24 protein-coding genes are annotated in these 26,231 nt (G+C 72.2%); 17 read left to right on the top strand and 7 right to left on the bottom strand.

All coding sequences use genetic code 11. The annotated features are described in order from the left end of the window. Positions 1–71: 71 nt before the first annotated feature. Both UWG_RS0104655 and UWG_RS32950 read left to right on the top strand, forming a co-directional pair. Positions 72–2,324 carry a DUF6571 family protein gene (locus UWG_RS0104655; RefSeq protein WP_237719983.1) on the top strand — a complete coding sequence of 751 codons (2,253 nt, stop codon included), beginning with the start codon at positions 72–74 and terminating at the stop codon, positions 2,322–2,324. Continuing rightward, positions 2,321–2,860 carry a hypothetical protein gene (locus UWG_RS32950; protein ID WP_157838532.1) on the top strand — a complete coding sequence of 180 codons (540 nt, stop codon included), beginning with the start codon at positions 2,321–2,323 and terminating at the stop codon, positions 2,858–2,860. Before UWG_RS0104655 ends, UWG_RS32950 begins: the two co-directional genes overlap by 4 nt. Positions 2,861–2,907: 47 nt before the next feature. Here UWG_RS32950 and UWG_RS0104645 read toward each other — a convergent pair whose 3' ends face one another. Together UWG_RS0104645 and UWG_RS0104640 are read right to left on the bottom strand one after the other, a co-directional pair. After that, on the bottom strand, positions 2,908–3,114 hold the full coding sequence (locus UWG_RS0104645; RefSeq protein ID WP_016906038.1) for a DUF397 domain-containing protein: 207 nt from the start codon (positions 3,112–3,114) through the stop codon (positions 2,908–2,910). After that, the gene (locus tag UWG_RS0104640; RefSeq protein ID WP_016906037.1) at positions 3,111–3,941 is read right to left on the bottom strand and encodes a helix-turn-helix domain-containing protein; all 831 of its coding nucleotides are present in this window, start codon (positions 3,939–3,941) and stop codon (positions 3,111–3,113) included. The genes UWG_RS0104645 and UWG_RS0104640 overlap by 4 nt, the downstream gene beginning before the upstream one ends. Positions 3,942–4,074: 133 nt before the next feature. Here UWG_RS0104640 and UWG_RS0104635 point away from each other — a divergent pair, with 133 nt between their 5' ends. Together UWG_RS0104635 and UWG_RS32945 are read left to right on the top strand one after the other, a co-directional pair. Further along, on the top strand, positions 4,075–4,317 hold the full coding sequence (locus tag UWG_RS0104635) for a hypothetical protein (protein WP_016906036.1): 243 nt from the start codon (positions 4,075–4,077) through the stop codon (positions 4,315–4,317). Next, positions 4,314–4,475: a hypothetical protein gene (locus UWG_RS32945; protein ID WP_016906035.1), complete on the top strand. Its 162-nt coding sequence runs from the start codon at positions 4,314–4,316 to the stop codon at positions 4,473–4,475. The genes UWG_RS0104635 and UWG_RS32945 overlap by 4 nt, the downstream gene beginning before the upstream one ends. 40 nt (positions 4,476–4,515) lie before the next feature. Here UWG_RS32945 and UWG_RS0104625 read toward each other — a convergent pair whose 3' ends face one another. After that, entirely contained in the window at positions 4,516–5,709 is a 1,194-nt protein-coding gene (locus UWG_RS0104625) for a pyridoxal phosphate-dependent aminotransferase (RefSeq protein ID WP_016906034.1), read from the bottom strand. A gap of 192 nt (positions 5,710–5,901) precedes the next feature. On the opposite strand from UWG_RS0104625, the gene UWG_RS29490 reads away from it, so the two are divergent. The 8 genes from UWG_RS29490 to UWG_RS0104580 all read left to right on the top strand — a co-directional run bounded on the left by UWG_RS29490 (position 5,902) and on the right by UWG_RS0104580 (position 12,935). Continuing rightward, complete coding sequence (locus UWG_RS29490; protein WP_033195967.1) at positions 5,902–6,114, top strand: hypothetical protein; 213 nt, start codon at positions 5,902–5,904, stop codon at positions 6,112–6,114. Positions 6,115–6,478: 364 nt separating this feature from the next. Then, complete coding sequence (locus UWG_RS0104615) at positions 6,479–7,036, top strand: DUF2617 family protein (protein WP_016906033.1); 558 nt, start codon at positions 6,479–6,481, stop codon at positions 7,034–7,036. 601 nt (positions 7,037–7,637) lie between these two features. Next, positions 7,638–8,627: an SRPBCC family protein gene (locus tag UWG_RS0104605; RefSeq protein WP_016906031.1), complete on the top strand. Its 990-nt coding sequence runs from the start codon at positions 7,638–7,640 to the stop codon at positions 8,625–8,627. Between the two features lie 95 nt (positions 8,628–8,722). After that, positions 8,723–9,556 (top strand): alpha/beta fold hydrolase, encoded by an 834-nt coding sequence (locus UWG_RS0104600; RefSeq protein ID WP_016906030.1) that lies wholly within the window; start codon positions 8,723–8,725, stop codon positions 9,554–9,556. Positions 9,557–9,652: 96 nt separating this feature from the next. Beyond that, positions 9,653–10,498 (top strand): aldose epimerase family protein, encoded by an 846-nt coding sequence (locus UWG_RS0104595; protein WP_016906029.1) that lies wholly within the window; start codon positions 9,653–9,655, stop codon positions 10,496–10,498. 86 nt (positions 10,499–10,584) lie between these two features. Then, complete coding sequence (locus tag UWG_RS0104590; RefSeq protein WP_016906028.1) at positions 10,585–11,124, top strand: orotate phosphoribosyltransferase; 540 nt, start codon at positions 10,585–10,587, stop codon at positions 11,122–11,124. A 239-nt stretch (positions 11,125–11,363) separates the two neighbouring features. Beyond that, a complete protein-coding gene (fbaA, locus tag UWG_RS0104585; RefSeq protein WP_016906027.1) occupies positions 11,364–12,389 on the top strand; it encodes a class II fructose-bisphosphate aldolase in 1,026 nt (341 codons plus the stop codon). A gap of 132 nt (positions 12,390–12,521) precedes the next feature. Then, positions 12,522–12,935 (top strand): DUF3151 domain-containing protein, encoded by a 414-nt coding sequence (locus UWG_RS0104580; RefSeq protein ID WP_016906026.1) that lies wholly within the window; start codon positions 12,522–12,524, stop codon positions 12,933–12,935. Positions 12,936–13,010: 75 nt separating this feature from the next. On the opposite strand, the gene UWG_RS0104575 is transcribed toward UWG_RS0104580, so the two are convergent. Then, positions 13,011–14,117 (bottom strand): amidohydrolase family protein, encoded by a 1,107-nt coding sequence (locus UWG_RS0104575; RefSeq protein WP_016906025.1) that lies wholly within the window; start codon positions 14,115–14,117, stop codon positions 13,011–13,013. A 224-nt stretch (positions 14,118–14,341) separates the two neighbouring features. On the opposite strand from UWG_RS0104575, the gene UWG_RS0104570 reads away from it, so the two are divergent. From UWG_RS0104570 to UWG_RS0104560, 3 genes are read left to right on the top strand one after another with little or no spacing between them, the layout of a single operon-like run. After that, positions 14,342–15,238, top strand: coding sequence for a tryptophan 2,3-dioxygenase (locus tag UWG_RS0104570; RefSeq protein WP_016906024.1), 897 nt, complete (start codon positions 14,342–14,344; stop codon positions 15,236–15,238). Next, on the top strand, positions 15,231–16,457 hold the full coding sequence (locus UWG_RS0104565; protein WP_016906023.1) for a kynureninase: 1,227 nt from the start codon (positions 15,231–15,233) through the stop codon (positions 16,455–16,457). The genes UWG_RS0104570 and UWG_RS0104565 overlap by 8 nt, the downstream gene beginning before the upstream one ends. After that, on the top strand, positions 16,411–17,160 hold the full coding sequence (locus UWG_RS0104560) for an alpha/beta hydrolase family protein (RefSeq protein ID WP_016906022.1): 750 nt from the start codon (positions 16,411–16,413) through the stop codon (positions 17,158–17,160). The genes UWG_RS0104565 and UWG_RS0104560 overlap by 47 nt, the downstream gene beginning before the upstream one ends. Before the next feature lie 45 nt (positions 17,161–17,205). Here UWG_RS0104560 and UWG_RS0104555 read toward each other — a convergent pair whose 3' ends face one another. Beyond that, positions 17,206–18,489, bottom strand: a complete 1,284-nt coding sequence (locus UWG_RS0104555) for an adenylosuccinate synthase (protein WP_029391168.1) — start codon at positions 18,487–18,489, stop codon at positions 17,206–17,208. A gap of 528 nt (positions 18,490–19,017) precedes the next feature. Between UWG_RS0104555 and UWG_RS0104550 the strand changes: the two genes are divergently transcribed. Next, complete coding sequence (locus UWG_RS0104550; protein ID WP_016906020.1) at positions 19,018–19,896, top strand: diacylglycerol kinase family protein; 879 nt, start codon at positions 19,018–19,020, stop codon at positions 19,894–19,896. 793 nt (positions 19,897–20,689) lie between these two features. Here the strand turns inward: UWG_RS0104550 and UWG_RS0104545 are convergent. Both UWG_RS0104545 and UWG_RS0104540 read right to left on the bottom strand, forming a co-directional pair. Beyond that, positions 20,690–21,256, bottom strand: a complete 567-nt coding sequence (locus UWG_RS0104545; protein WP_016906019.1) for a GNAT family N-acetyltransferase — start codon at positions 21,254–21,256, stop codon at positions 20,690–20,692. A 124-nt stretch (positions 21,257–21,380) separates the two neighbouring features. Beyond that, positions 21,381–23,465, bottom strand: coding sequence for a serine/threonine-protein kinase (locus UWG_RS0104540; protein ID WP_016906018.1), 2,085 nt, complete (start codon positions 23,463–23,465; stop codon positions 21,381–21,383). Positions 23,466–24,649: 1,184 nt separating this feature from the next. Between UWG_RS0104540 and UWG_RS34220 the strand changes: the two genes are divergently transcribed. Next, positions 24,650–25,849 carry a GntR family transcriptional regulator gene (locus UWG_RS34220; RefSeq protein ID WP_016906017.1) on the top strand — a complete coding sequence of 400 codons (1,200 nt, stop codon included), beginning with the start codon at positions 24,650–24,652 and terminating at the stop codon, positions 25,847–25,849. Positions 25,850–26,231 lie beyond the last annotated feature (382 nt).

The raw sequence follows: 26,231 nt of genomic DNA, 5'->3' as shown, positions 1-26,231 counted from the left end.
ATCTCACTTTCACCGATCTCGTCGAGGTCGATCTGACGAAGCTGGCCACGGCTGTCGGCGACTGGAAGCAGGTGCGCGACGACCTGGAGACCCTGGCGCAGGAAGCCAGGGACGGCATGCTGGCCAAGTCCGAGAAGGCGCGATGGGCCGGCGTCAATGCTGAGGTCACCCGCGGTTTCGTGGACAAGACGGCGAAGGAGTTCGGGGACCTCGCCGGCGAAGCGGACAGCATTTACAGCACTCTCAGCGATGTCCGCGCGGAGTTGGCCGCGCACCAGTCGGCGGTGAAGGGCGTCGTGCGGGAGGCGCACGAGGCGTCCTTCCGCGAACAGGACAACGGCGACGGGACGGTCTCCTTCCACTACGCGGGGGACACCCCGCGCGGCGCGATCCTTCCCGAGGACCAGCAGGCCCTCAACGAGCAGGGGCGCGGCTACGCGAAGCGGGTCAACCCGCACATCGAGAAGGCCGCCGGCCTCGACATCGACATCAAGCGGGCGCTGAAGAAGGCGCACGGCGGTGACGCGTACAACGCGGGTCATGCGGAGTACTCCTCACTCAACGAGGCCCAGGCCGAACGCGCCGCAGAACTCGCCGAGAAGGGCGACGAGATGTCGCCCAAGGAACTGTCCGAGCTCAACAGGCTGCTGGAGCAGAACGGCCGCGAGAAGAACGGGGAGTTCGCCACCAGGGTTTACGAGAAGCTCGGGGGTCCGGAGAAGGCCCTGGAGTTCTACGCGCAGATGTCCGTCCAGGGCACGGGCGACGACGCGAGCGCCACGCGCCTCGACGCCGTACAGCAACTCCAGCGCAACATGGGCCACACGCTCGCCAACGCCACCGAGCCGGACGCCCCGCAAGGGCTCGACGGCCGGAAGTACCACCTTCCGGCGAGCTGGGGCGAGGAGTTCCGCCGACTGGGCACCCAGCCCATCGAGTGGCAGCGCGGCATGACCAATCGCCCTTACGGATACCAGGTGTTGGGCGGCCTGCTGCGGTACGGCAACTATGACCCCGGCTTTCTGAACCCGATCGCGGAGCACGTCACGCAGCTGCATCGGGACGATCCGGGGCGGTTCCTCACCAACTCCCCGGCCGGTAGCGACGACCGGTACGGCTTCAACCCGTCGGGCAAGCTCGGCTCGGGGAACGACCCGCTCAACAGCGTGCTGGAGGCCCTCGGCCACAGTCCCGACGCGGCCGAGAAGTTCTTCACCGAGCCTCCCACGAAGTACAACGAGAACGGCACGGTCGACCAGGGCGGAGACGCCGGATTCGCGAGCTACCTGGACGAGTTCACCAAAGAGGACTTCCACTGGAACATCGACCGCAACGCCTTCAACCTCGTCGGCCACCCGGACGCCGAGCAAGCACTCAACGAGGGGCCGAAAGCCCTGGGGCACGCCCTGGAGGCGGCCACGACAGGCCGACCGTACGACAGTGACGCGTCGGCGGACGCGGTGCGGCACACGCCAGAACGGGCGGAGTTGGCGCAAGAGGTGGTCGAGAGATTCGGGAACAATCCCGAGTTGATCCGTCACAACGAGAACGGCGATCTGGACGAGGAGAGCGGTCCACTCCACGCGATGCGGGGAAGCCTCGGGGACATCGCAGCGGAGTACATAGGGGACTTCCAGAGGACGGTCTCAGGCGAGGAAGTCTCCAGCGATGTGTTCCCGTCCTTTGGGGAAGAGGCCGAGTTCAAGAGCGGCGATGCTGTGCGGTTCCTGGCTGAGGTCGGTCAAGACCCCGATGCGTACGGATCTATTACCGCCGCCCAACAGGCATATACAAGGGACGTTGTCGACGGCGTCATCAACGGGGACAGCGAGTCGAATGTGGACCTCGGAGAGAGGGTGCGGGCAGCGACTGAGCCGGGTGGGGTAGTCGCCGGAATTATGAGCGAGGCCCGCGCCGACGCGGTGTTGGACTACCACGCGGCCAGTGATCAGGAGTTCAACGACGCTGCTGACGAGAAGCAGAAATGGGTGGATCGCATCCTGAGCATGGGAACAGACCAGGTTGCGGAACGGGTGCCGATCGCTGGTGACGTCATTGGTTGGGTGTCGGAGGACATCCAGTCCAGTGTTATGGACAGCGTCTACCGTGACTCTTCCGACCAGGCTGAGGGCGAGGCGAACCGGCAGTACACGGAAGGTCTCGACGCGGCCAGAGATTCGGCGAGCAACGCGGTGAGCAACGCGACCCTCAATAGCGATCTCAACTACGACACCATTGACGACCTGAAGCGTTCCGCGCGAAGTGGTGCACAGTCCGGTCACACCGCGGGATCTGCCTGGGAGTCTGCGGGGGACAGTTCGTGAAGTCCAAAGTAAAATTGGCGTTCTTGGCCGCTGCCCTCTCGTTCAGCGTTGCCGGGTGTGGCTCGGAGCGCGGGTATGAAGTTCCGAACTCGCTTTGTGAAGTTCCCGTTCCGGCCGAGTACTTGGAGCCTTTGCTTACGTCAGGAGAAGAGCTCGAGCAGCAAGAGAGTGGGTTCGGCGCCAACAGGGGACTCGAAGGGTGTGAGGTCCTCGTCGACGAAAAAGTCGCCATCAGCACCCGTGGCGAGTGGCACAGGGCGGGGGAGACGGCTGCGGACGCGGCAGGCAACCCAGCGCCGAAGCCTTTCGGCGACGGCCAATACACGGTGTGGGACCGCGGCGCTTCAGCGGCCATACCCTGCCGAGCTACCGGTGAGGAGGTAGTGGCCTCCGACGGCGGCGGCCAAGGTGCCGAGGTCTTCACCCTGGAAGTGCACGTGCCGACGCCTGACGAGCACACCGAGGCGGCGATGAAGAAGCTCATCGTGCCGTATGCGAAGGCGTATCGGGAGAAGTTGACGTGTGAAGGACGGTGAATCCGGGCTTCCGTGTGTGCCACCTGGGCTCCGCCCGTCGCGGCTCCTCAGCCGTGCCGGAGCGCGGAGGTGAACGCGGTCCAGGTCTGCGTGGAGAACGTCAGAGGCCGCAGCCCCGGTTGCTTGCTGTCGCGGACGGGGACGGTGCCGTGGAGTGCGGAGGAGGGGGACCACTCGACGCAACTGCCTCCGCCGTTACCGCTGTAGCTGGACTTGACCCAGTCGGCCTGGGTCACGCCGGGGGTGGTGCTCATGTCGGTAGTTCCTCCATTACGGACCGGATGAATCCGGCCGAGTCCTTGGGGGACAGGGCGGACGCTCTCAGCAGATCGTAGGCGCGCTGACGGTCCGCCGCGACGCCGAGGTCTTCGAGGAGCGTGCCCGTCGAGATGCTCTCCTCGTAGGCGACTCGGGAGCCGTCCTCCAAGGTCATCAGCGTGAGTGTGCCTCCCAGCAGAGCATGTCCCCCATGGGCGAACGGGAGAACCTGTACTACGGATGTCGGTGTGAGCGACAGGTCCACGAGACGCGCCAACTGCGCCCGCATCGTTGGTGCGTCGCCGAACGAGCGCCGTAGTACTGCCTCGTCCAGGATCAGGGACAAGTCCGGGGCCGAGTTGCTGCTGAGGAGCGACTGCCGGCTCATTCTGGCCGCGAGCAGTTGCTCGATCTCTTCAGGCTGCGCCTTCGGGCCGGAGACGACGAATTGCGCTCGTGCGTAGTCGGGCGTCTGAACGAGGCCGGGCACGATCTGCCCTGCGTACTCCTCGATCAGCCGTGCGCGGGCTTCGAGTTCCATTCTCCTCCGGAACTGATCCGGATGGATCTCCCTGCTCGCCAGCGCATACAGCTCCGCGAAGATGCCGTCCGTTCCGAAGGCCGCGTCGAGCGCGGCGGGCAGGGAGGGCGGCGGCATCGCCTCTGCCGTCTCGATGCGGGAGAGGTGGCTGCGGCTGATGTTGACCACCTCCGCGAGTCCTTCGAGGCTTATGCCTGCGCGTTCCCTGTGCGTGCGCATCTTCGCGCCGAAGAGGTGGCGGGCGCCGCGGTCCGGGGTGAGCTCGCGTGGGCGTGCCGGCATGTGCGTCTCCTCTCCCCAGCAAGTGTCGGGGAAATGAAGGGCTGTCGGTCGGCCGTGGAAAGGCCGATGCTCGGAGCCTGCAAGGTAATGCGTACAGGGTCGGGAATGCAGCGGATCGGGGAGAGTGCAGCCGATGGTGGCAACGCAGCGGGAAGAGGGCGCGGTAGAGGCCGAAGCGGCGTGCGAGGAGCTCCGGGAGGCGCTGCGGGGGAGCGGGGTCACGCTGCCGTCGCTCGCGCCCGATCCCGCGCCGGAGTCCTCGCTCGTGCGCGTGTCCCTGGTGGACCTGGGACGGTGCAGCCCCGCGACGGCTCGCGCCCTCGCGGGCGCGGTACGCGCGGGGGCCGGAGCACGGAAGGCGAGCGGCGTACGGTGAGCGAGTCCGACGTGCCGCACGAGCGGGAGCCCGCGCCCCGCAGGGACGAGGCCGACGGGCAGGGGCCGGCCGACAGCGACGAGTTGGGCAGGCGCGTCGCGCAACTGCGCCGGGAGATCGAGCAGCACCTGCGGGACCTGTGGGACTCCGCGGGCTGACGGGAGCGCCCAACCCGCCCGAGCCGCCCACGAGTTCGCCCTACCCCAACGCGAGCAACCGCTCCGACGCCTCCTCCAAGACCTCCCGCTGCTTGCAGAAGGCGAAGCGCACGTACGGGGCGCCCTCCTCGGCGTGGTCGTAGAAGACCTGGTTGGGGACGGCGACGACGCCGCAGCGCTCAGGAAGGGCGAGGCAGAAGGCGGGGCCGTCGCTCTCGCCGAGGGGGCGGATGTCGGTGGTGACGAAGTAGGTGCCGGCGGACGGGAAGACGCGGAAGCCGGCGTCGGCGAGGCCCCGGGAGAGGAGGTCGCGCTTGGCGCGCAGGTCGTCGCGGAGGTCGTGGTAGTAGGCGTCGGGCAGGCGGAGCGCCTCGGCCACGGCGTACTGGAAGGGGCCGGCGGAGACGTAGGTGAGGAACTGCTTCGCGGAGCGGACGGCGGTGACGAGTTCGGGCGTCGAAGTGACCCAGCCGACCTTCCACCCGGTGACCGACCACGTCTTGCCCGCGGAGCTGATGGTGACCGTGCGCTCGCGCATGCCGGGGAGGGAGGCGAGCGGGAGGTGCGAGCCGCTGTAGACGAGGTGCTCGTAGACCTCGTCGGTGACGGCGAGGAGGTCGTGCTCGGTGCACAGCTCGGCGACGGCGCGCAGCTCGGTCTCGGTGAGGACCGAACCGGTGGGGTTGTGGGGGGAGTTGAGCAGGATCAGGCGGGTGCGCGGGGTGACGGCGTCGCGGAGTTCGTCGAGGTCGAGGTGGTAGCCGTCCTCCGCCGGGCGCAGGGTGACCGGGACGCGGCGGCCGCCGGCCATGGCGATGCCGGCCGCGTACGAGTCGTAGTACGGCTCCAGCGCGATGACCTCGTCGCCCGGCTCCAGCAGTGCGAGGAGGGCGGCGGCGAGTGCCTCGGTGGCGCCTGCGGTGACGAGCACCTCGGTCTCCGGGTCGTAGGAGAGCCCGAGGTGTCCGTAGAAGCGGTGCTGGTGCTCGGCGACGGCCTCGCGCAGCTCCGGGACGCCGGGGCCCGGCGGGTACTGGTTGCCCCTGCCGTCGCGGATCGCGCGGACGGCGGCCTCGCGGACCTCCTCGGGCCCGTCGGTGTCGGGGAAGCCCTGGCCGAGGTTGAGGGCGCCCGTCTTCGCGGCGAGCGCGGACATCTCGGCGAAGATCGTGGTGCCGAAGCCGGAGAGGCGGCTGTTGAGGAGCGGACGAGGGCTTCCTGGTGTACGGGACATGCAGCTCATCCTCTGCGACCTCGGGGCGGAGCTCAACACCGCTCGGGCGGCCGGTGCGCCGCGAAGCTCTGGCTTTCCTCAACTCCCTTTTGCCGTACGGCGGCAGGGGAATAACCGACGTACGGCGGCACCGGTACGGAGCCGCTTCGCCCGCCGGGGTGACGGGCGAGAGTCCTTTCACGGGGGTTCGTGATGGCAGTTTTCCTCTTCCTCCTGCTCGTCCTCGCAGTCGCGGGGATGGTGATGACGGTGGTGCGCACCGGCTCGCACGGGAGCGGCTCCGGCGCCCGGGTGCCCGAGCCGGCCGCCCGCCGTCGCCGCAGTGGTGGCGGCGGTGACGACGGCGGCAGCGGTGGCGGCGACGACGGCGGCAGCGACGGCGGTGGCGGCGGCGGGGGCGAGTGACCTCGAAAGATCCACCGCTGCACGGCAGTTGAGGCGCAAAAGCCGCGCTCCGCCGCAGGACGCGCACGCCCCGGGAGGCCCGCTCGGCTCCCGGGGCCTTGCTGTTCCGGCAGCGTCGAACCGCAGGGGAGAACATCTGAGCTGACCGTCCCCTGGGGGATGAATATGCTGAGAAGTTGTGCAAAACCCCTGAGCGGTACGGCAGTTACGTGGTTGCGTAATTACGCCTCCCCGGTCGGCGCAGCCCCGGCTGATGCGGTCGAGGGTGCGGGCAGGGGGCGGCGTTCGCGCGGTCCTGGCTCCCTGCGCAGGAATGCCCAGGAGTCGAGCCGCTCCACACTTCCTGCCTGCCAGCGGAGCCACCATGCTCACGATTCTCGAAACCGCCTACACCGATACCTGCGCCGGCGACCTCGCCTGGGCGCTGGGGTGCGAGCCGCTACCTGCGCTCGCCTCGCTCCACCTCGAACTCGGCGGTGCCTCCGTCGAGTTGCGCCTCCTCGGCGCCTCGCACCAGGTCCTCCTCGACGAGGAGTACGGCCGCTGCTCGGAGACGGTCGCCTGTATGCCGGGCAGCAGCACACCGCTGCCGCTCGGGGTCTCGCGCCGGCTCGACTGCCTGGAGTACGAGTTCGCAGCCCGGGTGGAGCGCCTGGGCGAGGGCTCGTTCGCGGGCCGGGCCCAGGAGCTGCTGGCGCTGGTGGCGGAGCATCCGCACGGCCTCGCGGGGACCTTCCCCGGGGACCCGAACGCCTTCACCGCGCTCCTCGTCCAGCGCTACGAGGGCCAACTCCGCTGGCGCACCTGGCATTCCTACCCGCAGGAGGGGTGCCTCGTCGCCACGCGGACGCGTGTCGGCCTGCATCCTGCCGGTCGCCGTACCGGTTCCGTCGAGGTGGCGCCGCTGGCGGTGACCGGCTGAAGGCGGGGTGTGGCGTCTCAACCGGGCTGTGCGCGCGCGGACTTCGCATCGCGCGGCGGGCTGTGCGCCCGGCGCCCCCGTACGGAGTCCGCCTCTGCCGGTGCCGCCCAGTTGCTCCGGCGGCCCGACTGAGTCAAGGGCGGCCGCCGGAAGTTGGGCATCCCCATGCGCGAACTCGGTGCGGGCATCAGGTACTTGGCGGGCCGCTCTGCCGCCGAGGTGTCGGTCGTCTTGTCGCCGAGGGGCTCGCTCGTCGTCGGCTCCGGCTCCTGGTGCACCGAGGCGCGCTCGTGGGCGGTGGCGCGCGGAGCCGCGGACGGTGGGCGACCAGACGCCGCCGAGGGCGACCGCCGCAGGCCGTCAGGGTGGTGCTCTTCCCGACCGGCTCTCCTTCCCCGACCCGCATCGCCCAAGCCCTCTGACGCGCAAGCCGTGTTGGCGCCGCGGACGCGGCGCCGTCGTCCGACCGTGCGGAAGGTATGACCGCATGCGCACGGAGAGTGTCCGGAACGACCCGGACGGTGAGGATTTCCCGGCGGCGCGCGGAGAGATGGTGCTCAGTCATATGTGTGTGCGGGGCCCGGGTAATAGGCTCCCCGTCATGGAGCACGAGGTGTACGTACCGTTCCCCGCCGACTCCGTACGTGCCGCGCTCGCCGAGCGGGAGCGGGTCGCGCGCTGCCTCCCGGGGCTGCGTCCGGACGCGGTGGAGGGTGAAGAGACGGCGCGCGGCGGCCGGTTGAGCGGGCGGCTGCGGCTGCGCGTCGGCGGCTCCACCATCACCTACAGGGGGAGTCTCGAGTTCTCCCCTCGCGGGGGCGGCTTCGCCGTCGAGGGCGAGGGGACGGAGGCGCGCGGCGACGGGACGGTGCGCCTCTCGCTCGTCGTCGAACCGCGGGACGCGGAGGACGCGCGGGGGAGCTGGCTCGTCTGCTCCGGCTCGGTCGTGCGCGACGGGCGCCTCGCCGACCTGGAGGAGCACACGGCAGCCGCGGCCGGAGTGCGTCTGCTGGACCGTTTCGGCGCCGCCCTCGCCGACAGCCTCGCGGAGGAGGGCACTCCTTCGCCCGCTTCGCCCGCTTCGGGCGGCATCGGCGAACCCGACGACAACGAGCCGGCGATCCCCGGCATCCCCGGCCCCGAGAGCGGCGCCGCGCGTCCGGAGGGCGAGCCCCCCGGCGCCCAGGAGCCCGCCGAGGCGCAGGAGCCGCCCGAGCGCGCCGAGGAGCCGGAGCAGGAGGAAGGCCCCGCGGGACCCGCGTCCGAGGAGCCGTCGGCCGCGGAGGAGGGCGTCGAGGGGTCGGGCCTCTTCGAGGCCGAGATCCCGCCGTCGTCGCTCGATCCCGTGGAGGAAGGGGAACGCAAGGGGGCCGGCGAGCCGTCGGCGGCCGAGGCGGGGCACGCACGCCGCACGATGATCGGCCGCAGCGCGGAGGAGGTCGACCACGCGCCCCCGCGCGGCCGTTACGCCCCCGTCCCCGTCCCCGAGGCGAGCGGCGCGGCCGACACCTTGCGCTGGGCGGCGCCCGCGGCTGCCGCCGTCCTCGCTGGCGCGCTCGTCCTCGGACGGGCCTGGCGCCGGCGCCGCTGAGCGCCTCCGGGCTGCGCCTCTCGCCGGCTTTGCGCACACTCGTCACAGTGGCAGCGGGTCCGGCGTGCCGGGCCCTCCCGAGCGAGAGGACTCCGATGGGTACTGGCACGGTCACGACCCGGGACGGCGAGAAGCTCTTCTACAAGGACTGGGGCAGCGGCCCCACCGTCGTCTTCGTCCACGGCTGGCCGCTCAACGCGGACGCGTGGGAGGACCAGATGAAGTACGTCGCGGAGAACGGTTTCCGCGGCATCGCGCACGATCGCAGGGGCCACGGCCGCTCCACGCAGCCGTGGGAGGGCTACGACTTCGACACCTTCGCCGACGACCTCAACGACCTGCTCACCGCGCTCGACCTCCAGGACGTCACGCTCGTCGGCCACTCCATGGGCGGCGGCGAACTCGCCCGCTACGTCGGCAGGCACGGCACCGACCGGGTCTCCAAGGCGGTCCTGCTCTCGGCGATCCCGCCGCTGATGAGCCAGTCGGACAGCAACCCGGAAGGCGTACCGGCGCAGGTCTTCGAGGAGATCAGGAACGGCATCCGGAAGGAGCGCTCGCAGTTCTGGAAGGACACCGCCGAGAGCTTCCTCGGCGGCAACCGCCCCGGCAACCAGGCGACGCAGGGCAATCGGGACGCGTTCTGGCTGATGGCGATGGCGCAGAGCATCAAGGCGGGCGTCGACTGCGTCACGGCCTTCGAGCGGACCGACTTCACCGAGGACCTGAAGAAGTTCGACGTCCCCACGCTGGTCGTGCACGGCGACGACGACCAGATCGTGCCGTTCGAGGCCACAGGCGAGAAGACGGCCCGGATCGTCCCGGACGCGACGCTCAAGGTGTACGAAGGCGGCTCGCACGGTATCGCCGTCGTCCCCGGCCACAAGGACAAGTTCAACCAGGACCTGCTCGCCTTCCTCCGGAGCTGAACCCCCGTCGACGAGCGCGCGCGGCCGCGGCGACGCCGACCGCGCCGCCTCCGTGCCCTGTCGGCAGTCGGGGTGCGGACGGTTAGGGTGCGGCGTATGACTGAGCTGACCCCCACGGAAGCCACGGGAGCCGCGGACGCCGGGGACGCCGAGGAGCAAGTCGTCCTCCGGGCAGGGGACGCGGAGTTGACGATCCAACCGGCGCGCGGAAGCCGCATCAGCTCGCTCCGCGTCGGCGGCACCGAGCTGCTCCGGCAGGGGGAGCGGTACGGCCTCTTCCTGATGGTGCCCTGGTGCGGACGGGTCGACCGCGGCCGGTTCCGCAACGGCGGCGAGCTCTACCAACTCCCGGTGACCAACGGCCCGCACGCCATCCACGGCACCGTGCGCGACACCGCCTGGGAGGTCGCACGCCGCGACACCCGCTCGGCGGTCCTCACCTGCGAACTCACCGACCCCTGGCCGTGGGAGGGGAAGGTCACCCATACCGTGGAACTCGCCGAGGACGGCGGCTCCCTCCACCTCGGCCTCGGCGTCGAGAGCCCCGAGGCGACGTTCCCCGCGCAGGCCGGCTGGCACCCCTGGTTCCGCCGCACCCTCGACGGCGGCGAGGAGGCGAGGCTCGACTTCGCGCCGCAGTGGCAGGAGGAGCGCGGGCCCGATCACCTCCCGACGGGTCGGCGCATCGATCCGCAACCCGGCCCCTGGGACGACTGCTTCGGTATGCCGGACGGCGTCGAGGCGACGCTCACCTGGCCCGGGGCGCTCGAGCTCACGGTCGGCAGCCGGATGGAGTGGCTCGTCGTCTACGACGAGCAGCCCGAGGGGATCTGCGTCGAGCCGCAGACCGGACCGCCCGACGGCCTCAACACCCACCCCGGCCTCGTCACGCCGCTGGAGCCGCTGGAGGCCGCGGCCACCTTCACCTGGCGCCGCCCGTAGCCGACTCCCCTGCGGCGCACGTGTGTCGGGCGGCTTTCCGGTCGCGCCGCCCGCGGCCGAGCCGCCGCCCCGTAAGCTCGTGCCCCATGAACGACGTACGCGGCGAGCTGCTGCAGCAGATCAAGGACAAGGCCGTCGTGCACGGCAAGGTGACGCTCTCCTCTGGGCAGGAGGCGGACTTCTACATCGACCTGCGCCGGATCACCCTCGACGGCGCGGCGGCGCCGCTCGCGGGCCAGGTCCTCCTCGACGCCACGGCCCACCTCGACTTCGACGCCGTCGGCGGCCTCACCCTGGGCGCCGACCCGGTCGCGACGGCGATGCTGCACGCCGCGGCGGCCCGCCGCCGGCGTCTCGACGCCTTCGTGGTCCGCAAGACGGGGAAGGCGCACGGCATGCAGCGCCGCGTGGAGGGCCCGGAGATCGCGGGGCGCCGCGTCCTCGTCGTCGACGACACCTCGACGACGGGCAACACCCCGCTCACCGCGGTGGAGGCGGTGCGTGAGGCGGGCGCCGAGGTGGTGGCGGTGGCGACGCTCGTCGAGCGGGGCGCGGCTCCCGCGTTGGCGCGCGCGGGGCTCGACTACGTCCACGCCTACGACCTCGCCGACCTCGACCTCGACTGAGCGCAGGCCGACGCGCCCCGCGTGCGCTGCCCGTCGTGCGCCCCGTCCGCGTTCCGGCGGGCGATCCCTTTGCGTCACCCGCGAGTTGTGCACTCGTGAACCGGTGGCCCGGGCGTCCGGAACGTCTGGGAAGATGGCATACGACGATGCCGTCGATCCGTTGAGCCCGACCCGACTTCGCGCAGTCGTCGCAACCTGCTCGAAGACGTCCGAGACAACCACCCCTTAGGAGCGGACAGATGCCCATCGCGACCCCCGCGGTCTACACCGAGATGCTCGACCGGGCCAAGGAGGGCAGGTTCGCCTACCCGGCCATCAACGTCACCTCCTCGCAGACCCTCAACGCCGCGCTGCGCGGCTTCGCCGAGGCGGAGAGCGACGGCATCGTGCAGATCTCCACGGGCGGGGCCGAGTTCCTCGGCGGCCAGTACAGCAAGGACATGGTCACCGGTGCCGTGGCGCTTGCCGAGTACGCGCACGTCATCGCCGCCAAGTACCCGGTGAACGTCGCCCTCCACACCGACCACTGCCCCAAGGACAAGCTCGACGGCTACGTCCGTCCGCTCATCGCCCACTCCAAGGAGCGCGTCGACCGCGGCGAGGGGCCGCTCTTCCAGTCGCACATGTGGGACGGCTCGGCCGAGACGCTCAGGGACAACCTGGAGATCGGTCAGGAGCTGCTCGCACAGGCCGCCGCCGCCAAGATCGTCCTCGAGGTCGAGATCACCCCCACGGGCGGTGAGGAGGACGGCGTCACCCACGAGATCAACGACGAGCTGTACACCACCGTCGAGGACGCGATGCGCACGGCCGAGGCGCTCGGCCTCGGCGAGAAGGGCCGCTACCTCCTCGCCGCCTCCTTCGGCAACGTCCACGGCGTCTACAAGCCGGGCAACGTCGTCCTCCGCCCCGAGCTGCTCAAGGACCTCCAGGAGGGCGTCGCCGCGAAGTTCGGCAGGTCGGGGCAGCCCTTCGACTTCGTCTTCCACGGCGGCTCCGGCTCCAGCGAGCAGGAGATCGCGACGGCGCTGGAGAACGGCGTCGTCAAGATGAACCTCGACACCGACACCCAGTACGCCTTCACCCGGCCCGTCGCCGACCACATGTTCCGCAACTACGACGGGGTCCTGAAGGTCGACGGGGACGTCGGCAACAAGAAGGTCTACGACCCCCGTAGCTGGGGCAAGGCCGCCGAGCAGGGCATGGCCGAGCGCGTCGTCCGCGCCTGCACCAACCTCCGCTCCACGGGCACCCGTCTGACGTGACGCCGCCACCGCACGGGGCCCGGCCGCCGCGAGGCGGTCCCGGCCCCGCGCGGTCCGGTGCCCGCCGTCCGGCCGCGCTGCGGGGCGCCCAGTCCCGTACCGGCCGGTCGAGCGACCGTGCAGACTGGAGGTATGGCCATTCACGAGAACCTGCTGGGGGGACCACCCCCCACCCACCTGCCCGACGATCCGGGCCCCCGCGAGCTGCTCGCCGCGGGCACCGCGCCCTCCGAGGTCGCGGCGCGCTACCCGACCTCCTCGCTGGCCTGGGCGCAGCTCGCCGACGAGGCGTTCGAGCGCGGCAGCACCGTCGAGTCGTACGCGTACGCGCGGACCGGCTACCACCGGGGCCTCGACGCGCTCCGCAGGAGCGGCTGGAAGGGCCACGGCCCGGTGCCGTTCGAGCACGAGCCCAACCGCGGCTTCCTCCGCGCACTCCACGCACTCGCCCGCGCCGCCCAGGCGATCGGCGAGGAGGAGGAGTACCAGCGGTGCACGGAGTTCCTCAAGGACAGCTCCCCGACGGCTGCGGCGACGCTGAGCTGAGCGCCCCGCCTCGACCGAGCGCCCCCGCCCACCGGCGACGAGCCGGCGAGCGGGGGCGCGGTGCGTCCGGAACCGTCAGGGGCGCTGCCCGGACTCGCAGATCGGCGGGGCCTTCTCCTCGAGCCCGGTGAGGCGGAAGTAGTTGCCGCCGAGCGCGATGCCGCGGAACGCCTCGTCGCTCAGGTCGCGGTTGATCCGCGAGGTGACCTCCAACTCCTCTTCGTAGACGGCGAAGTCCTTGTCGTCGGAGGCGACGAAGTCGGTCCCGGGGATGACCCTCGTCGGGTGGCGGTCGAGGAAGTCGACGTAACGGCCGCGGATCTCGGGGTCCGAGAAGTACTCGTCCCAGAGCACGCGCCAGGAGATGTCGAGGGTGAGCTTCGGGTACTTGTCGAGCAGGCGCCCGAGGATGCCGAGGTGTTCGTCCGGGCCGATCTCGGTGAGCTCCTTGGAGAGCCCCGCGTGCGCCCAGACGATCTTGTTCTCCGGGTAGCGCTCCAGCACGTGCTCCATGAGGTGGAGGTACTTCGTCGGGTCCGCGTTGTTGCCGAGGTCGGAGTGGAGGGTGAGCGGGATGTCCCGCTCGCGCAGCTCGCGCATGAACGGGGCCCAGCCGTCGATCGCCTTCTCGCCCGCGGCCTCGTGGCCGTTGGGGAGGAGCGCCTGCTTGATGACGTTGACCTCGCCCATCCAGCGGAAGAGCCCGGGGTAGTTCTCGTCGAGGAGTTCCATGCGGTCGAGGACGCCCTCGGGGTGCGCGAGGTCGGGGAAGGTCATCGACATCGTCAGGTGGACGTCGTCCGGGGGCGGGTCGGCCGCGTAGGAGGCGGCGTTGGCGAAGTCGTTGCGCATCGAGGGGGTGACGGGGGTGCCGGGGCAGTCGAGGTAGTAGGTGCAGCTCGAGTCGTACGGGAGCGTCTGGCCGATGCCGTAGACGTTGGCGTACTCGACGCCGCTCTTCTGGAGGTACCCGAGCATCTCCTCCCAGGGGATCGGCTTGCCTCCGAAGGGGCGGAAGTGCAGGTGCGAATCGACCTTCGAGGTGTACGGCTCCTTCTCGCGGTCGAAGCAGTCGGCGGCGGCCGCCTGGGCTCCCGGAGAGGCGGCGAGGAGCGTGCAGGCGAGGACGGCGGAGGCGGTGGCTGCGGCCAGCCGGGCCGTGCGGTGGCGGGTATGAGTCACCGGAACAGGGTGTCGGGTGCGGGGTGCCGCGCGCGTCATTACGGGCAACATCTCCCCCGTGCGGGGGACTTCGCGTGGACGCGCCGGGGTGCGAGCCGGATCGGTCGGCGCGTGTGCGCCCCTCCGGGCGTTTCGTGCTCTGCTCTTGCCGTCGGCTCGTGCCCCGGCCGATGATCGCCGCAGAAGCCCGGCGACCCCGGCCACACCACGAGGGAGGCACCACCATGCCGACGCGTCCGTCCGCCGCCCCCCAGGGCGAGGAGACACCCAACCTGGACTTCGAGGCGGCCACGCCGTACGAGGAGTACGTCCGAGCCGAGGTGCTCACCCACCTCCAACGTCCGCTCTCCGACGACCCGGGAGAACTCTCCTTCCTCGTCACCACCCAGGTGATGGAGCTGTGGTTCACCGCGCTCGTCCACGAGTTCTCGACGGCGGCGGCAGCCCTCCGCCGCGACGACCTGCCCGCCGCGCTCGCCGCACTGCGCCGCTCGACACGCGAGCTCGCCGCGCTCAACGCGTCCTGGGAGCCGCTGGCGCACCTCACCCCCGCCCAGTTCAACGCCTACCGCGGCGCTCTCGGCGACGGCTCGGGGTTCCAGTCCGCGATGTACCGCAGGCTGGAGTTCCTGCTCGGCGAGAAGTCGATGTCGATGCTGGTGCCGCACCGCGGATCGCCGCGTGTGCACCGCGAGTTGGAGGAGGCGCTCCACCGCCCCGGCGTCTACGACGAGGCGCTCGCGTACCTCGCGCGGTGCGGGGCGCCCATCCCCGAGGAGGTGCTGCGGCGCGACGTCAGCGAGGCGTACCGACCGCACCCGGGCGTGGAGGAGGCATGGGCCGCGATCTACGCCGACGAGCGGGCGGAGGCCGAGGGCGCGGCGGGCGACGCGGGCGTCGTGGCGGCCCCGGAGTCCGGGCGGGGGCCGCTGCGGCTCGGCGAGGCGCTCGTCGAGGTCGCCGAGCTCGTGTGGCGATGGCGCAACGACCACCTGCTCGCGACGCGGCGGGCGATGGGCGCGAAAACGGGGACCGGGGGCTCGTCGGGGGTCGCGTGGCTGGAGAAGCGCGCCGCGAAACCCGTCTTCCCCGAGCTGTGGACGGCGCGCAGCCGTGTCTGACCCGGCGGACCGCCTCGCCGAGGAGGCGGCACGGCTCGACGCGGAGGACCGACTCGCCGCCAAGCGCACGGAGTTCGTCCTCGACGACACCGTCTACCTCGACGGCAACTCGCTCGGCGCGCTCCCCGCCGCCGTGCAGGGAAGGCTCGCCGAGGTGGTCGCCCGGGAGTGGGGCGAGCTGCGCATCCGCTCCTGGACCGAGTCGGGTTGGTGGACGGCGCCCGAGCGGATCGGCGACCTGATCGCACCGCTCGTGGGCGCGGAGCCCGGGCAGCTCGTCGTCGGCGACTCCACGAGCGTCAACGTCTTCAAGGCGGTGGTGGCCGCGGTGCGCCTCGCCCGCGGGGAGGACGCCGAGCGGGACGAACTCCTCGTCGACGAGGGCACGTTCCCCACCGACGGCTACGTCGCCGAGTCCGCGGCACGGCTCACCGGCGTACGGGTGCGTCCGCTGCCGGCGCACCGGATCGCTGCCGCCTCGGGCCCGCGCACCGCGGCCGCCCTCGTCAACCACGCCGACTACCGCACGGGCGAGCTCCACGACCTCGCGGCGACGACGGCCGCCGTGCGCGCCGCGGGGGGCCGCACCGTCTGGGACCTCTGCCACACCGTCGGCGTGCTCCCCGTCCGACTCGACGCGGACGGCGTCGACTTCGCCGTCGGCTGCACGTACAAGTTCCTCAACGGCGGCCCCGGCGCCCCCGCCTTCCTCTACGTCCGTCGCGCGCTGCAACCGCGGTTCGACTCCCCGCTCCCCGGCTGGAACTCGCACGCCGAGCCGTTCGCGATGGCCCCCGCGTACGTTCCTGCGCAGGGGCCGGCGCGCGGGCGGGTCGGTACGCCGGAGATCCTGTCGCTGCTGGCGCTGGAGACGGCCCTCGGCGTGTGGGAGGGGGTGGACGTCGAGGTGGTGCGCGCCAAGTCCCTTGCGCTCACCGACTTCTTCCTGCGGTGCCTCGCCGTCCACGTCCCGCCGGCGCGCGCCCACGTGCTGACGCCGCTGCCGCACGGGCGCCGCGCGGGGCAGGTCTCGCTGGGCTGGCGGCCGGCGGAGAGCGCCGAGCGGGTACTCCAACTCCTCGGTGAGCGCGGCGTCCTGGCGGATTTCCGGGCGCCCGGAGTGCTCCGCTTCGGCTTCGCGCCGCTCTACACTTCGTTCTGCGACACGGAGCGTGCCGCGCGCGTCCTCGGCGAGGTGGCGGGAGGGTCCGTTGAGTGACTCCGAGCTCAGTGCTCTCCTGGAGGCCGGCCGCGTCGCGCCGGAGCGCACCGAGGCGTACGGGCCGCATGAGGACCAAGTCGTCGATTTCTACGGCGAGTCGGGCCCCGGGCCCGACATCGCCGTGGTCCACGGAGGCTTCTGGCGGCAGGAGTGGGACCGCGGCCACCTGACGCCGTTCGCCTCCGCGCTGGCCGCGCGCGGCATGCGCGTCGCGCTCATCGAGTACCGCAGGGTAGGGGACGGCGGCGGCTGGCCGCAGACGGCGGAGGACGTGCAGGCCGCGCTCGACCTGCTCGGCGCCCCGCCCGCGGTGCTCCTCGGCCACTCCGCAGGCGGCCAACTCGCCCTCCACGCCGCGGCCGTGCGGGAGCGTGCTGCCGCGCGCGTCCTCACCTACGGCGCCGTCGCCGACCTCCAGCGGGCCTGGGAGCTGCGCCTCAGCGAGGGCGCCGCGGCGGCGTTCCTCGGCCGCGCGGCAGGGCCCGAGACGTGGGCGGCGGCCGACCCGATGCGGCTGCTCCCCCGGGTCCCCGTCGAGCTCCTCCACGGCACCGCCGACACCGACGTCCCGCTCGAACTCTCCCGCAGGTACGCCAACAACTGGGGCGCACGGCTCCACCTGCTCCCCGGCAGCGGGCACTTCGCGGCGCTCGTTCCGCACACCCCCGCGTTCGGGGTCCTCGCGCGCATGCTCGCCTGACGGGAGCGGGGGGCGGCCCGGTGCGCCCGGGCCGCCCGCTCCGGCTCAGAGGAAGGGGTTGATCTGCACGGTCTCGTCCCGTCCCGGGCCGACGCCGACCGCGGAGATCGGGGCGCCCGACATCTCCTCCAGCGCCTTGATGTAGGCCCGCGCGTTGGCCGGGAGGTCCTCCAGCGTCTTCGCCTTCGTGATGTCCTCGCTCCAGCCGGGGAGGTACTCGTAGATCGGCTTCGCGTGGTGGAAGTCGCTCTGGCTGTAGGGGAGTTCCTCGACGCGTTCGCCGTCGATCTCGTAGGCGACGCAGACGGGGATGCGCTCCCACCCGGTGAGGACGTCGAGCTTGGTGAGGAAGAAGTCGGTGAGGCCGTTGACGCGGGTCGCGTAGCGGGCGATCACCGCGTCGAACCAGCCGCACCTGCGGTCGCGGCCCGTGGTGACACCGCGCTCCCCGCCGACCCGGCGGAGCGCCTCGCCGTCGTCGTCGAAGAGCTCCGTGGGGAACGGGCCCGCGCCGACGCGGGTGGTGTACGCCTTGAGGATGCCGATCACGCGGTCGATCTTCGTCGGGCCGACCCCCGAGCCCGTGCAGGCGCCGCCCGCCGTCGGGTTGGAGGAGGTGACGAAGGGGTACGTGCCGTGGTCGACGTCGAGGAGGGTGCCCTGGCCGCCCTCGAAGAGGACCACCTTGCCGTCGTCGACGGCCTCGTTGAGCACGTAGGCGGTGTCCGCGACGAAGCCGCGCAGCTCCTCCGCGTACCCCAGCAGCTCCTCGACGACCTGCTCGGCGACGATCGCGCGGCGGTTGTAGAGCTTCGCCAGCACCTGGTTCTTGAAGTCGAGGGCGGCCTCGACCTTCTGCCGCAGGATCGACTCGTCGAAGAGGTCCTGCACGCGGATGCCGACGCGGTTGATCTTGTCCGCGTAGGCGGGGCCGATGCCGCGCCCCGTCGTGCCGATGCGGCGCTTGCCGAGGAACCGCTCGGTGACCTTGTCGAAGGTCGCGTGGTACGAGGTGATCAGGTGGGCGTTGCCGCTGACCATCAGCTTCGAGGTGTCGACGCCGCGCTCGCCGAGTCCGCTCAGCTCGGAGAGCAGGACCGACGGGTCGACGACGACGCCGTTTCCGATGACGGGCGTGCAGCCGGGGGAGAGGATCCCGGAGGGGAGAAGGTGGAGCGCGTAGGTCTGGTCGCCCACGACGACCGTGTGGCCGGCGTTGTTGCCGCCCTGGTAGCGCACCACGTAGTCGACGGAGCCACCGAGCAGGTCGGTGGCCTTTCCCTTGCCCTCGTCACCCCACTGAGCACCGAGCAGCACAAGTGCGGGCACAGGCGTACACCCCTTCCGGGCGGGGCATGTCCCACGTGCGCGGCGCTGCTGCCTACGCGAGAGCCGTGGTCCGGTGCCCCAGATAGTCGAAGCCCCTGACGCAACAGCGACAGGGGCTCTTGCACCGAGAGATTACCGAACATCTCTGCCGGGCGACGAACGGGCGTCTCGCGTCCGCACCGACGCACGCGGGGCGAACCCCCGTGCCGGCGGCGGGTGCGCGGGATCAACCGGCCGGGCGTCCTCCGGCGCGCGACCGCCGGCCCCACGGCGCCGAACCGCGCGGGCCGCGTCCCCTGGCGGGGGCTGCGCCGCGTGCCGGCGGCCGGGGGCGTACGCCTGCGTGCGCGGCGCCGGTGGAGACTGTCCACTGAGACGGCCTGACGAATCCGAGGAAGGACCGAGGTGTCGGCTCCAGATCCCGCGAGGCCACCCCATGATCCCGTCGCTCCCGGCGGCCCCGTCGGCGACCGGTGCGCACCGCCCGGCTCCGCCGTACCGGACGGCGGCGAGCACGAACCGCCCAGGGTGCCGCAGCAGCGCTCGCCGCACCCGCCGGACGCCGGGGAGCCGCTCCTCGTCGTGGTGGACCCGCTCGCGCGCCGGGTGGACATCGAGTCCGTACGCATCGCGCGCGACGTACTGCGCGCCGGCGCACCGGGCGTGAAGCTCTGCCTGCCCGAGGAACCGGAGGAGACGGCCGCCGCCCTCCTCCGCCACGGCCGTCGCCGCCCGGTGCTGGTCGGGGACGACGCCGCGCTCCAGCGCACGCTCGGCGCGCTGCACGCCGGCGGCGAGCTCGCCGTACCGCTCGCGTTCGTGCCCGTCGGACAGCCGACGCGGCTCACCGTCGCCGGCGGGCTCGGGGTGCCGCTCGACGCCGTCACGGCGGCACGCGCCGTACTCCGCGGCGCCGAGCGGCGGTTGGACCTCCTCGCCGACGACGCGGGAGGGGTCGCGGCCGGCGCCCTCCGCATCCCCGAGCCGCCTTGCCCGCCGGCGCCCGCGCCCCCCGGGACCGCGTTGCTGCGCGCCTGCCGCTCCCTCGTACGGCGACGCACCACCGCGCCCGCTCCGCGGCTGCGCGTGGAGGCCGACGGCGAGCCGGTGGTACCGCCGGGCGCCCCCGCGGCCGAGGTCGCGATGGTGACGGGCGCCGGGGGCTATGCGGACGTCACCGTGCGTGCTGCGCCCCGCCGCGGTCCTACGGCCCCTGCGGTCGGCGGCGAGTGGCCGACCGCCGCCGACGGCGGAGGCGAACTGCGCGTACGTGCCCGGCGCTTGGCGGTCGAGGTGGGGGGCGAGGGGTTCCGGTACCGCACCGGTGCCACCGTCGACGGGCCGGTGCGGTTCCGTGCCTGGCGGGTGCTGCCGGCGGCGTGGGGGCTCGTGCTGCCGCGAAGCTGAACGGGGCGTGCGGCGTCGGTTGCCGGTCCGGGGTTTCCTCAAGTGCGCGTGCCGGTCCGGCTGTTGGACGCCTGTCCGTTCGGCGGAGTTCCCGGTGGCCGGAGCGGTTCGGGCGAGGGCTGCGTGCGTCGCTGGGGGCGTCGGCCTGTGCCTGCCGGGACTGCGGGGCCGGCGGTCGGTCGCGGCCGGTTCCGTTCCCGGGCAACCGAGCCGGTTGCTCGTGGTCCGGTGCGGCTACTCTCCCGACGTGTGCGCCGAGCAGGCGGCCGAGACCGGTTCCGCTCGACGTGCACGCCGCTCGGTGAGGGCGGCCCGTGCTCGTCGGCGGCTCGCCCGGCATGCGGGGGCGGTCCGGCCGGTACGGGCCGGTTCCGTCGATCGGCTCGGCGCTGCGGTCGATGGTCCGGGGGCGAGGGGCGTGCGGTGTGGTCGGGCTGAGGGAAGCAACCGAAGGGTGTTTCGGGCGGCTTGACGTGATGGGTGGGCCGGGGCTTTGTCGTGGGGTCGGTTCCGGGCGTTGAGCGTGCTCTTCCCCGTGAGGAGCGGCCGCGGAGGGCGGCGTCGCTTGCGTGTGCGTCCGGGCGTGCGACGTGGCGGACGGTGGTGGGGCGCCCGCGTACCCATGCGATCAGGGGGGTTGGTCACCCCGCAGGGCCGACCGCCGAGCCCGGCCTGCTGCCCGTCCGGCCAGCGAACACTCGGACGGCTCGGCATCCGGGCGCGCAGCCGCCCGGATCGCGCGCTGCCCTCCCGGACACCGGCGTGACAACGCCCCCGTTGACCCACCACGCCCTCAACCTCCGTGCCGCCGGAGCCACTCGCCCCGCGAGAGGGCGTACTCGACGTCACCGTGCTCCGAGCCGTCGATCCGGTCCGGCCACTCCTCGGTGAAGGAGCGCACGAAGAGGAGCCCCGCCTTCTCCAGGACTCGGCGGGAGCGGGCGTTGACGGCCATGGTGTTCGCCGTCACCCGCTCGACGCCCAGTTCCGTGAACGCCTTGCGGAGCAGTGCGCGCGCCCCCTCGGTGGCGTAACCCCGGTTCCAGGACGCCCTGTTGAGCCGGTAGCCGAGCTCCACCTCGGCGGGCGAGTCGTCGTCGAGGGGACGCAGCTCGAACCAGCCGAGGAAGGTGCCGCCGCCCCGCGGTTCCGCGGCCCAGAAGCCGGGCGTGCCGAGGCACGGGTACTCGTGGAGGAGACGGGGCAGCACTCTGCGGCGTACCGATTCGCGGGTGGTGGGGCGGCCGCCGTTGAGGTAGCGCATCACCTCGGGGTCGGCGTCGAGCGCGACGAGGTCGTCGAGGTCCGACGCAGTGACGGGCCGCAGGACGAGGCGTTCGCTCTCCAGGAAGGCGGGCATGCGGCGATGGTGGCTCGGGACGATACCGAGCGCCAGCGGTTTCGCCGCGTGCCGGGGCAACTCCGGGCGGCCGGTGGGCCGTCGGCGGGAGCGGCCCGCACCGCGACGGTGCTCGGGCCCGCGCTCAGCGCGTGTAGGTGCGGGTCGTCCCGTCGGGGAAGGAGCGGGTCAGCTCTCCGTCCCCCACGGTCAGCGCGGAGCTGGTGCCGGGGCGGCAGCCGTCGTCGGAGGCTTCCGAGTCGAGAGCCGGCGGGGCGAGACGCAGCGGCTCGCCGTCCCCGTCCGGCGAGAAGACCTGCGCCTTGGCCACGCAGTGCTGCTCGGGGCCGTCCGAGACCAGCCCCACGCCGCCGTCCTCGGTGGAGGACTCGCGGACCGTCAGGTGCTGCACGCCGCCGCCGGGCAGCGGGCGCTCCCACGTGCCGAGGAAGTCGGCGCCGATCCGCTCCGGGTGGGGGAGGCGCTTCAGCACGGAGCTCCGACTCGCGGCACGCCAGTGGAGGTTGCCGTCCTTGTCCAGGCGCAAGGTGTGCTCCCCGAGCGCGGTGCAGAGCCCCTCGGGGAGACTGCGCACGACCTTGGTGTCGAGACGGAGGCCGCCCGAGCCGCTCGCCTGGATCAGGCGGCCGTCGCTCCAGCAGCTGTACTTCTCGCCGAGCGTGACGCTGTCCACGACGACGTCGCCCACGTTCCCCTTCGTGATCACGAACTTCCGGTAGCCGCCGGTCCGTCCGCCGCCGACCTCGATCGGGCCCGTCCAGGTGCCGAGGTACTCGCTCGGCACGTCCGACGCCTCCGACTCGGCGTCGGCGCTGTGGTCGGCCGACTCGCCGACGCCCGTGAACGGCACGTGCGCGGAACCGGTCGCGGTGAAGCCCGCGTAGAGCGCGACGCCGACGACCGCGACCCCGGCGAGGGAGGCGAGCGCGCGATGGCGTCCGATCCGTGCGCGGAGTCCCCTGCGGCGGGACGGCGCGTCGGCGGGCGCCTCGGTCGGCGCCGACTGCGCCGCGCTCGGTTCGGCCCCGCCGGTGTGCTCCGGAGCGCCCTCGGCGGCCCGCTCGCCGTGCGGCTCCTCTGCCGTCTGCTCGCCGGTGCCGGAGGGGAGTTGGACCGTCAGCGGTTCCGGCGCCTCCTGCGGCGCCGACTCGGCAGGGCGCACCGAGAACTCCCGGCCCGCGGGCTCCTCCTCGTGCGCTCCCTTGCGCTCCGTCGCGCCCGACGACGACGGGGCGACGCCGGTCTCCGGCCAGGCGGAGGCGCGCGAACCGTCGGGAGGGGTGTCGGTGTCGAGCAGGCGGACCGCCTGGCGGCCCAGGTCGGCGAGGAGCCCGGCAGGCAGCCACAGCGGTGGCGCCGCGCCCTCGCCGAGGGGCTCGACCTGCTCCCGCGTCTCGGCGGGACCCGGGCGCAGCGCCGGTTCCTTGGCGAGACAGGTGGCGATCAGGCCCCGCAACGGCTCCTCGACGCCGCCGAGATCGGGCTCCTCGGCCGCGACGCGGAACATCACGGCGTGCACGCCGCCCGTCCCCGCGCCGTTGCCGAACGGCGGACGCCCCGTCGCCGCGTACGCCAGCACCGAACCCATGCTGAAGACGTCGGCGGCCGCGCTGAGGCCCTCGCCCCGCAGTTGCTCCGGCGACATGTACGCCGGTGAACCGACGACCATGCCCGTACGCGTGAGCGTCGCCTCGGAGACCGACTCCAGCGCGCGGGCGATACCGAAGTCGATGACGCGCGGGCCGTCGATCGTCAGCAGGACGTTGGAGGGCTTCAGGTCGCGGTGGACGAGGCCGGCGCGGTGGATGTCGGCGAGCGCCGAGGAGAGCCCGTACGCCAGCATCCGCACCGACTCGGCGGGGAGCGGCCCGTACCCGGTGCCGCCGTCCCTCGAGCCGGAGACGACGTGCTCCAACGAGGGGCCCGCGATGTATCCGGTGGCCACCCAGGGGGTGGACGCCTCGGTGTCGGCGTCGAGGACGGGGGCCGTCCAGGTGCCGCCCACGCGACCGGCCGCCTCCACTTCCTGGCGGAAGCGGACCCTGAACTCCTGCTCGGCGGCGAGCTCCTCCTTCACGAGTTTGACCGCGACCGTTCTGCCCCCGCCGGAGCGAGCGAGATACACGCGGCCCATGCCGCCCACGCCGAGCCTGCTCAACAGGCGATACCCGCCGACGAAGCGCGGATCGTCGGCCGCCAGCTCTGCCATCTGCCTTCCGTCCCCCGTCGGTCAGTCCTGCCCCTCGCCCGGTCACCCCTTCCGGAACGGTGGTGTTCCGTTCTCTCATACCGGTGATGCCCTCGGCACCGCCGGTTGGAGCGCCCGGTCTTCGCGTCCTCGGTCGGGTGACCGAGAGGTGTCCGCGGTTCCCGGAACGGTCGGCCCTTCCGGGAGCGTAGTGGCCCTGCCCACGGCGTTGTTGGGTCCTAAGACCGTATCGGAGGCCGCCGACGCGACGTACGGGTGCGGCTCTCCTGGCGCCCCGTACGAGGCCGGCGCGGGCGGTTGTGTGCTCGAAAGCGCGAGGAAAGCGTGGGCGACGGAGGGAAGTTGTGGTCCTGTGCGGTGGGGCGTCGGACGCCGTGCGGGAAGCTTTCGGGGCGCTTCGTTCGGTGGGCTCGGGGGCCGGGACGAGGTGGTGCGCTCCGGTCGTTGCGGGTCGTCACGGGGCCCACGGGACGGATGGAGTGAGAGTGATGGGGAGATGTGGGGGAGGCGTGTGAAGGCTGTCGTGCCGTGCGGCGATCGGCGGCCGTGTCCCGAACCCGCAGAGGGACCTACCTGGTGCCTGCTTCCCTGCCGGTGCGTCGGGCGGCCCGGCGCGCGGCGCCGCGGGCTCGTCTCTCCACGCCACGGACCGAGCGTCGCCTTGTCGTCGACGCCTTGAGGCGGACGTGGGCCGCGGGCCGGTCCTGACGTCCGTCCGGAGTCTGCCGGGCGGGGAGCGACGTCCCGACCGCGGCCTGCTTGCGGCGACGTCCAGGCGAAGGCCCGGCCTCCGTACGGGAGTCCTGTGGTGCATATCACCGACTCCGCACGACGAGGGTCGTGCCCCCGCCCCGCTTCTCTCCGCGGCAGTCCGCGAATGCGCGCGCGGTCGCGGGCGGCCCGATCGGGCGCGTCCCGGGCTGTGCCTTCGGCCTGTTCCGCACCTGATCCACCACGCCCGGCAGGCTTTAGGCTGGGGGTGACCACCGCCGCCGTGGGGCGCACCGCACGCACACGAGCGCAGCCAGAACCGAGGGAGCATACGTGACCACCCCCCACTGGTCCGTCCGGACTGCCCTCCGCGTCGCCTACTCGCCAGTAGAGTTCCGGTCACACGAACATCCGTGCGCGAGGGAAACGCTGCTCCCGCCGCGTGGCCGAGAAATCGAGGAGATGCCGTCCAGGTGATCCGTCGCAGCACCCTGCGCGAGCAGATCACCACCGCGCTGCGCGACGAGATCCTCGCCGGACGCCTCGCCCCAGGCGCCCAGTTCACGGTCAAGGAGATCGCCGAGCAGTACGGTGTCTCCGCGACGCCCGTCCGTGAGGCGCTCGTCGACCTCGCGGGACAGGGCCTCCTCGACGTCGAGCAGCACCGCGGCTACCGCGTGCACGAGTTCGGCCGCGACGACTACTTGGCCATGTGCGAGGCCCGCACCCTCGTCGTCGAGGGCGTACTTCAACGCTTCCCCTGGACCGCCCCCACCGCACCGGCCCGTCCGCGCACGGAACCCACCGCCTCCAGCACGCCGACCGCCCCTGATTCCGAACGCGCTCCCGCGGCCGGGGCGAGGGGCACCGTTCGTCCCCCGGGCCCCACACCCGACGGCATCCCCCTCCAACTCCGCGACTCCGTACCGGATTCGGACGGCGTCTCTCCCGCGTGCACGCATCCCGCGGCGGACTCGCAGCCCCGCCCGTCCGAGCCCACGTGCCCCCGTACCCCCGGCAACACAGGGGCGGAGGGCGGCATCGACCCCAGTGCGCCCGCAGCCGAGGGGTGCCCCTCAACCAACCCCGCAATCCCACATACGGCGGAGACCGACCCGCCAACGCCCGCCGCACCGAGAGCACTTGACGGGCTCTCCGAAAACAGCAGCAACGCCCGACCCGCTGCGAACCCGGACACCTCCTCCGGCGTGCGAGGCGCCCTCGGGTACCCCGGCGCCGGAGCCACCCCGGACGAGAGCAGGCGTCCCGCCTCGACGGGCGGTCCAGCCGGTGCCGAGCAGGGAGGGCTGATCACCCGGCACGTCGGTCGGCAGACCCTCACCTCCATCAGGCGCCGTGCCGAGGCGGCAGGCCGTGCCGCCCGGGCGGGCGACCTGGACGTACTGATCGCCTACGACCTCCGTTTCTGGCGGGAGTTGGGCGGCGTACTCACCAACTCCTACGTATGCGAGTTCCTCGACCGCCTCCGGGTGCAGTGCTGGGCCTATGTCGTCCCCCGCCTGCGCCACCAGGAGCCGCTCGCGGGGAAGCTCTGGGCGGACCACGGCGCACTCGTCGAGGCGGTCGAAGGCGCCGACGCCGACGAATCCCGGCACATCATCGGCGACTACAACACCCACGCGCTGACACTCGCCCCCGACCCCGGCGACTGACCGCTCGGACCATGACCCACGACATGCCGCGGTAGTTGAAGGACCTGTGCGACCGCCCCCGCGGCCCCCGACCCTGCGGGACGATGTCCCCTGCGAGCGCTTACCGCACGACCGCCCCCTCATGACCTCTCGCCCGCTTTCTTCCCTCGCGACTGCATTCCCCGCGAGCGCTTTCCGAGCGGTTACCTCTCGCCCGAACACGTCGTGTGCAGATGCTTCCTGCGCAACCCTTCTCCTTGCGAGTCCCTGCCTCACGGTTGTCTGCCTTGCGATTGCCCCGGCGACTGTGTCCGCGACTGCTCCTCTCGCGATTGAGTCCCTCGCAACCCCTTCCGGACACCGAGACTCCGCAACCGAGCCCGGGCGACGGGCCTCACGATCA

The sequence above is a fragment of the Streptomyces xiaopingdaonensis genome (assembly GCF_000262345.1).
Lineage (GTDB): Bacteria > Actinomycetota > Actinomycetes > Streptomycetales > Streptomycetaceae > Streptomyces > Streptomyces xiaopingdaonensis.
This window is presented reverse-complemented; position numbering and strand designations above follow the sequence as displayed.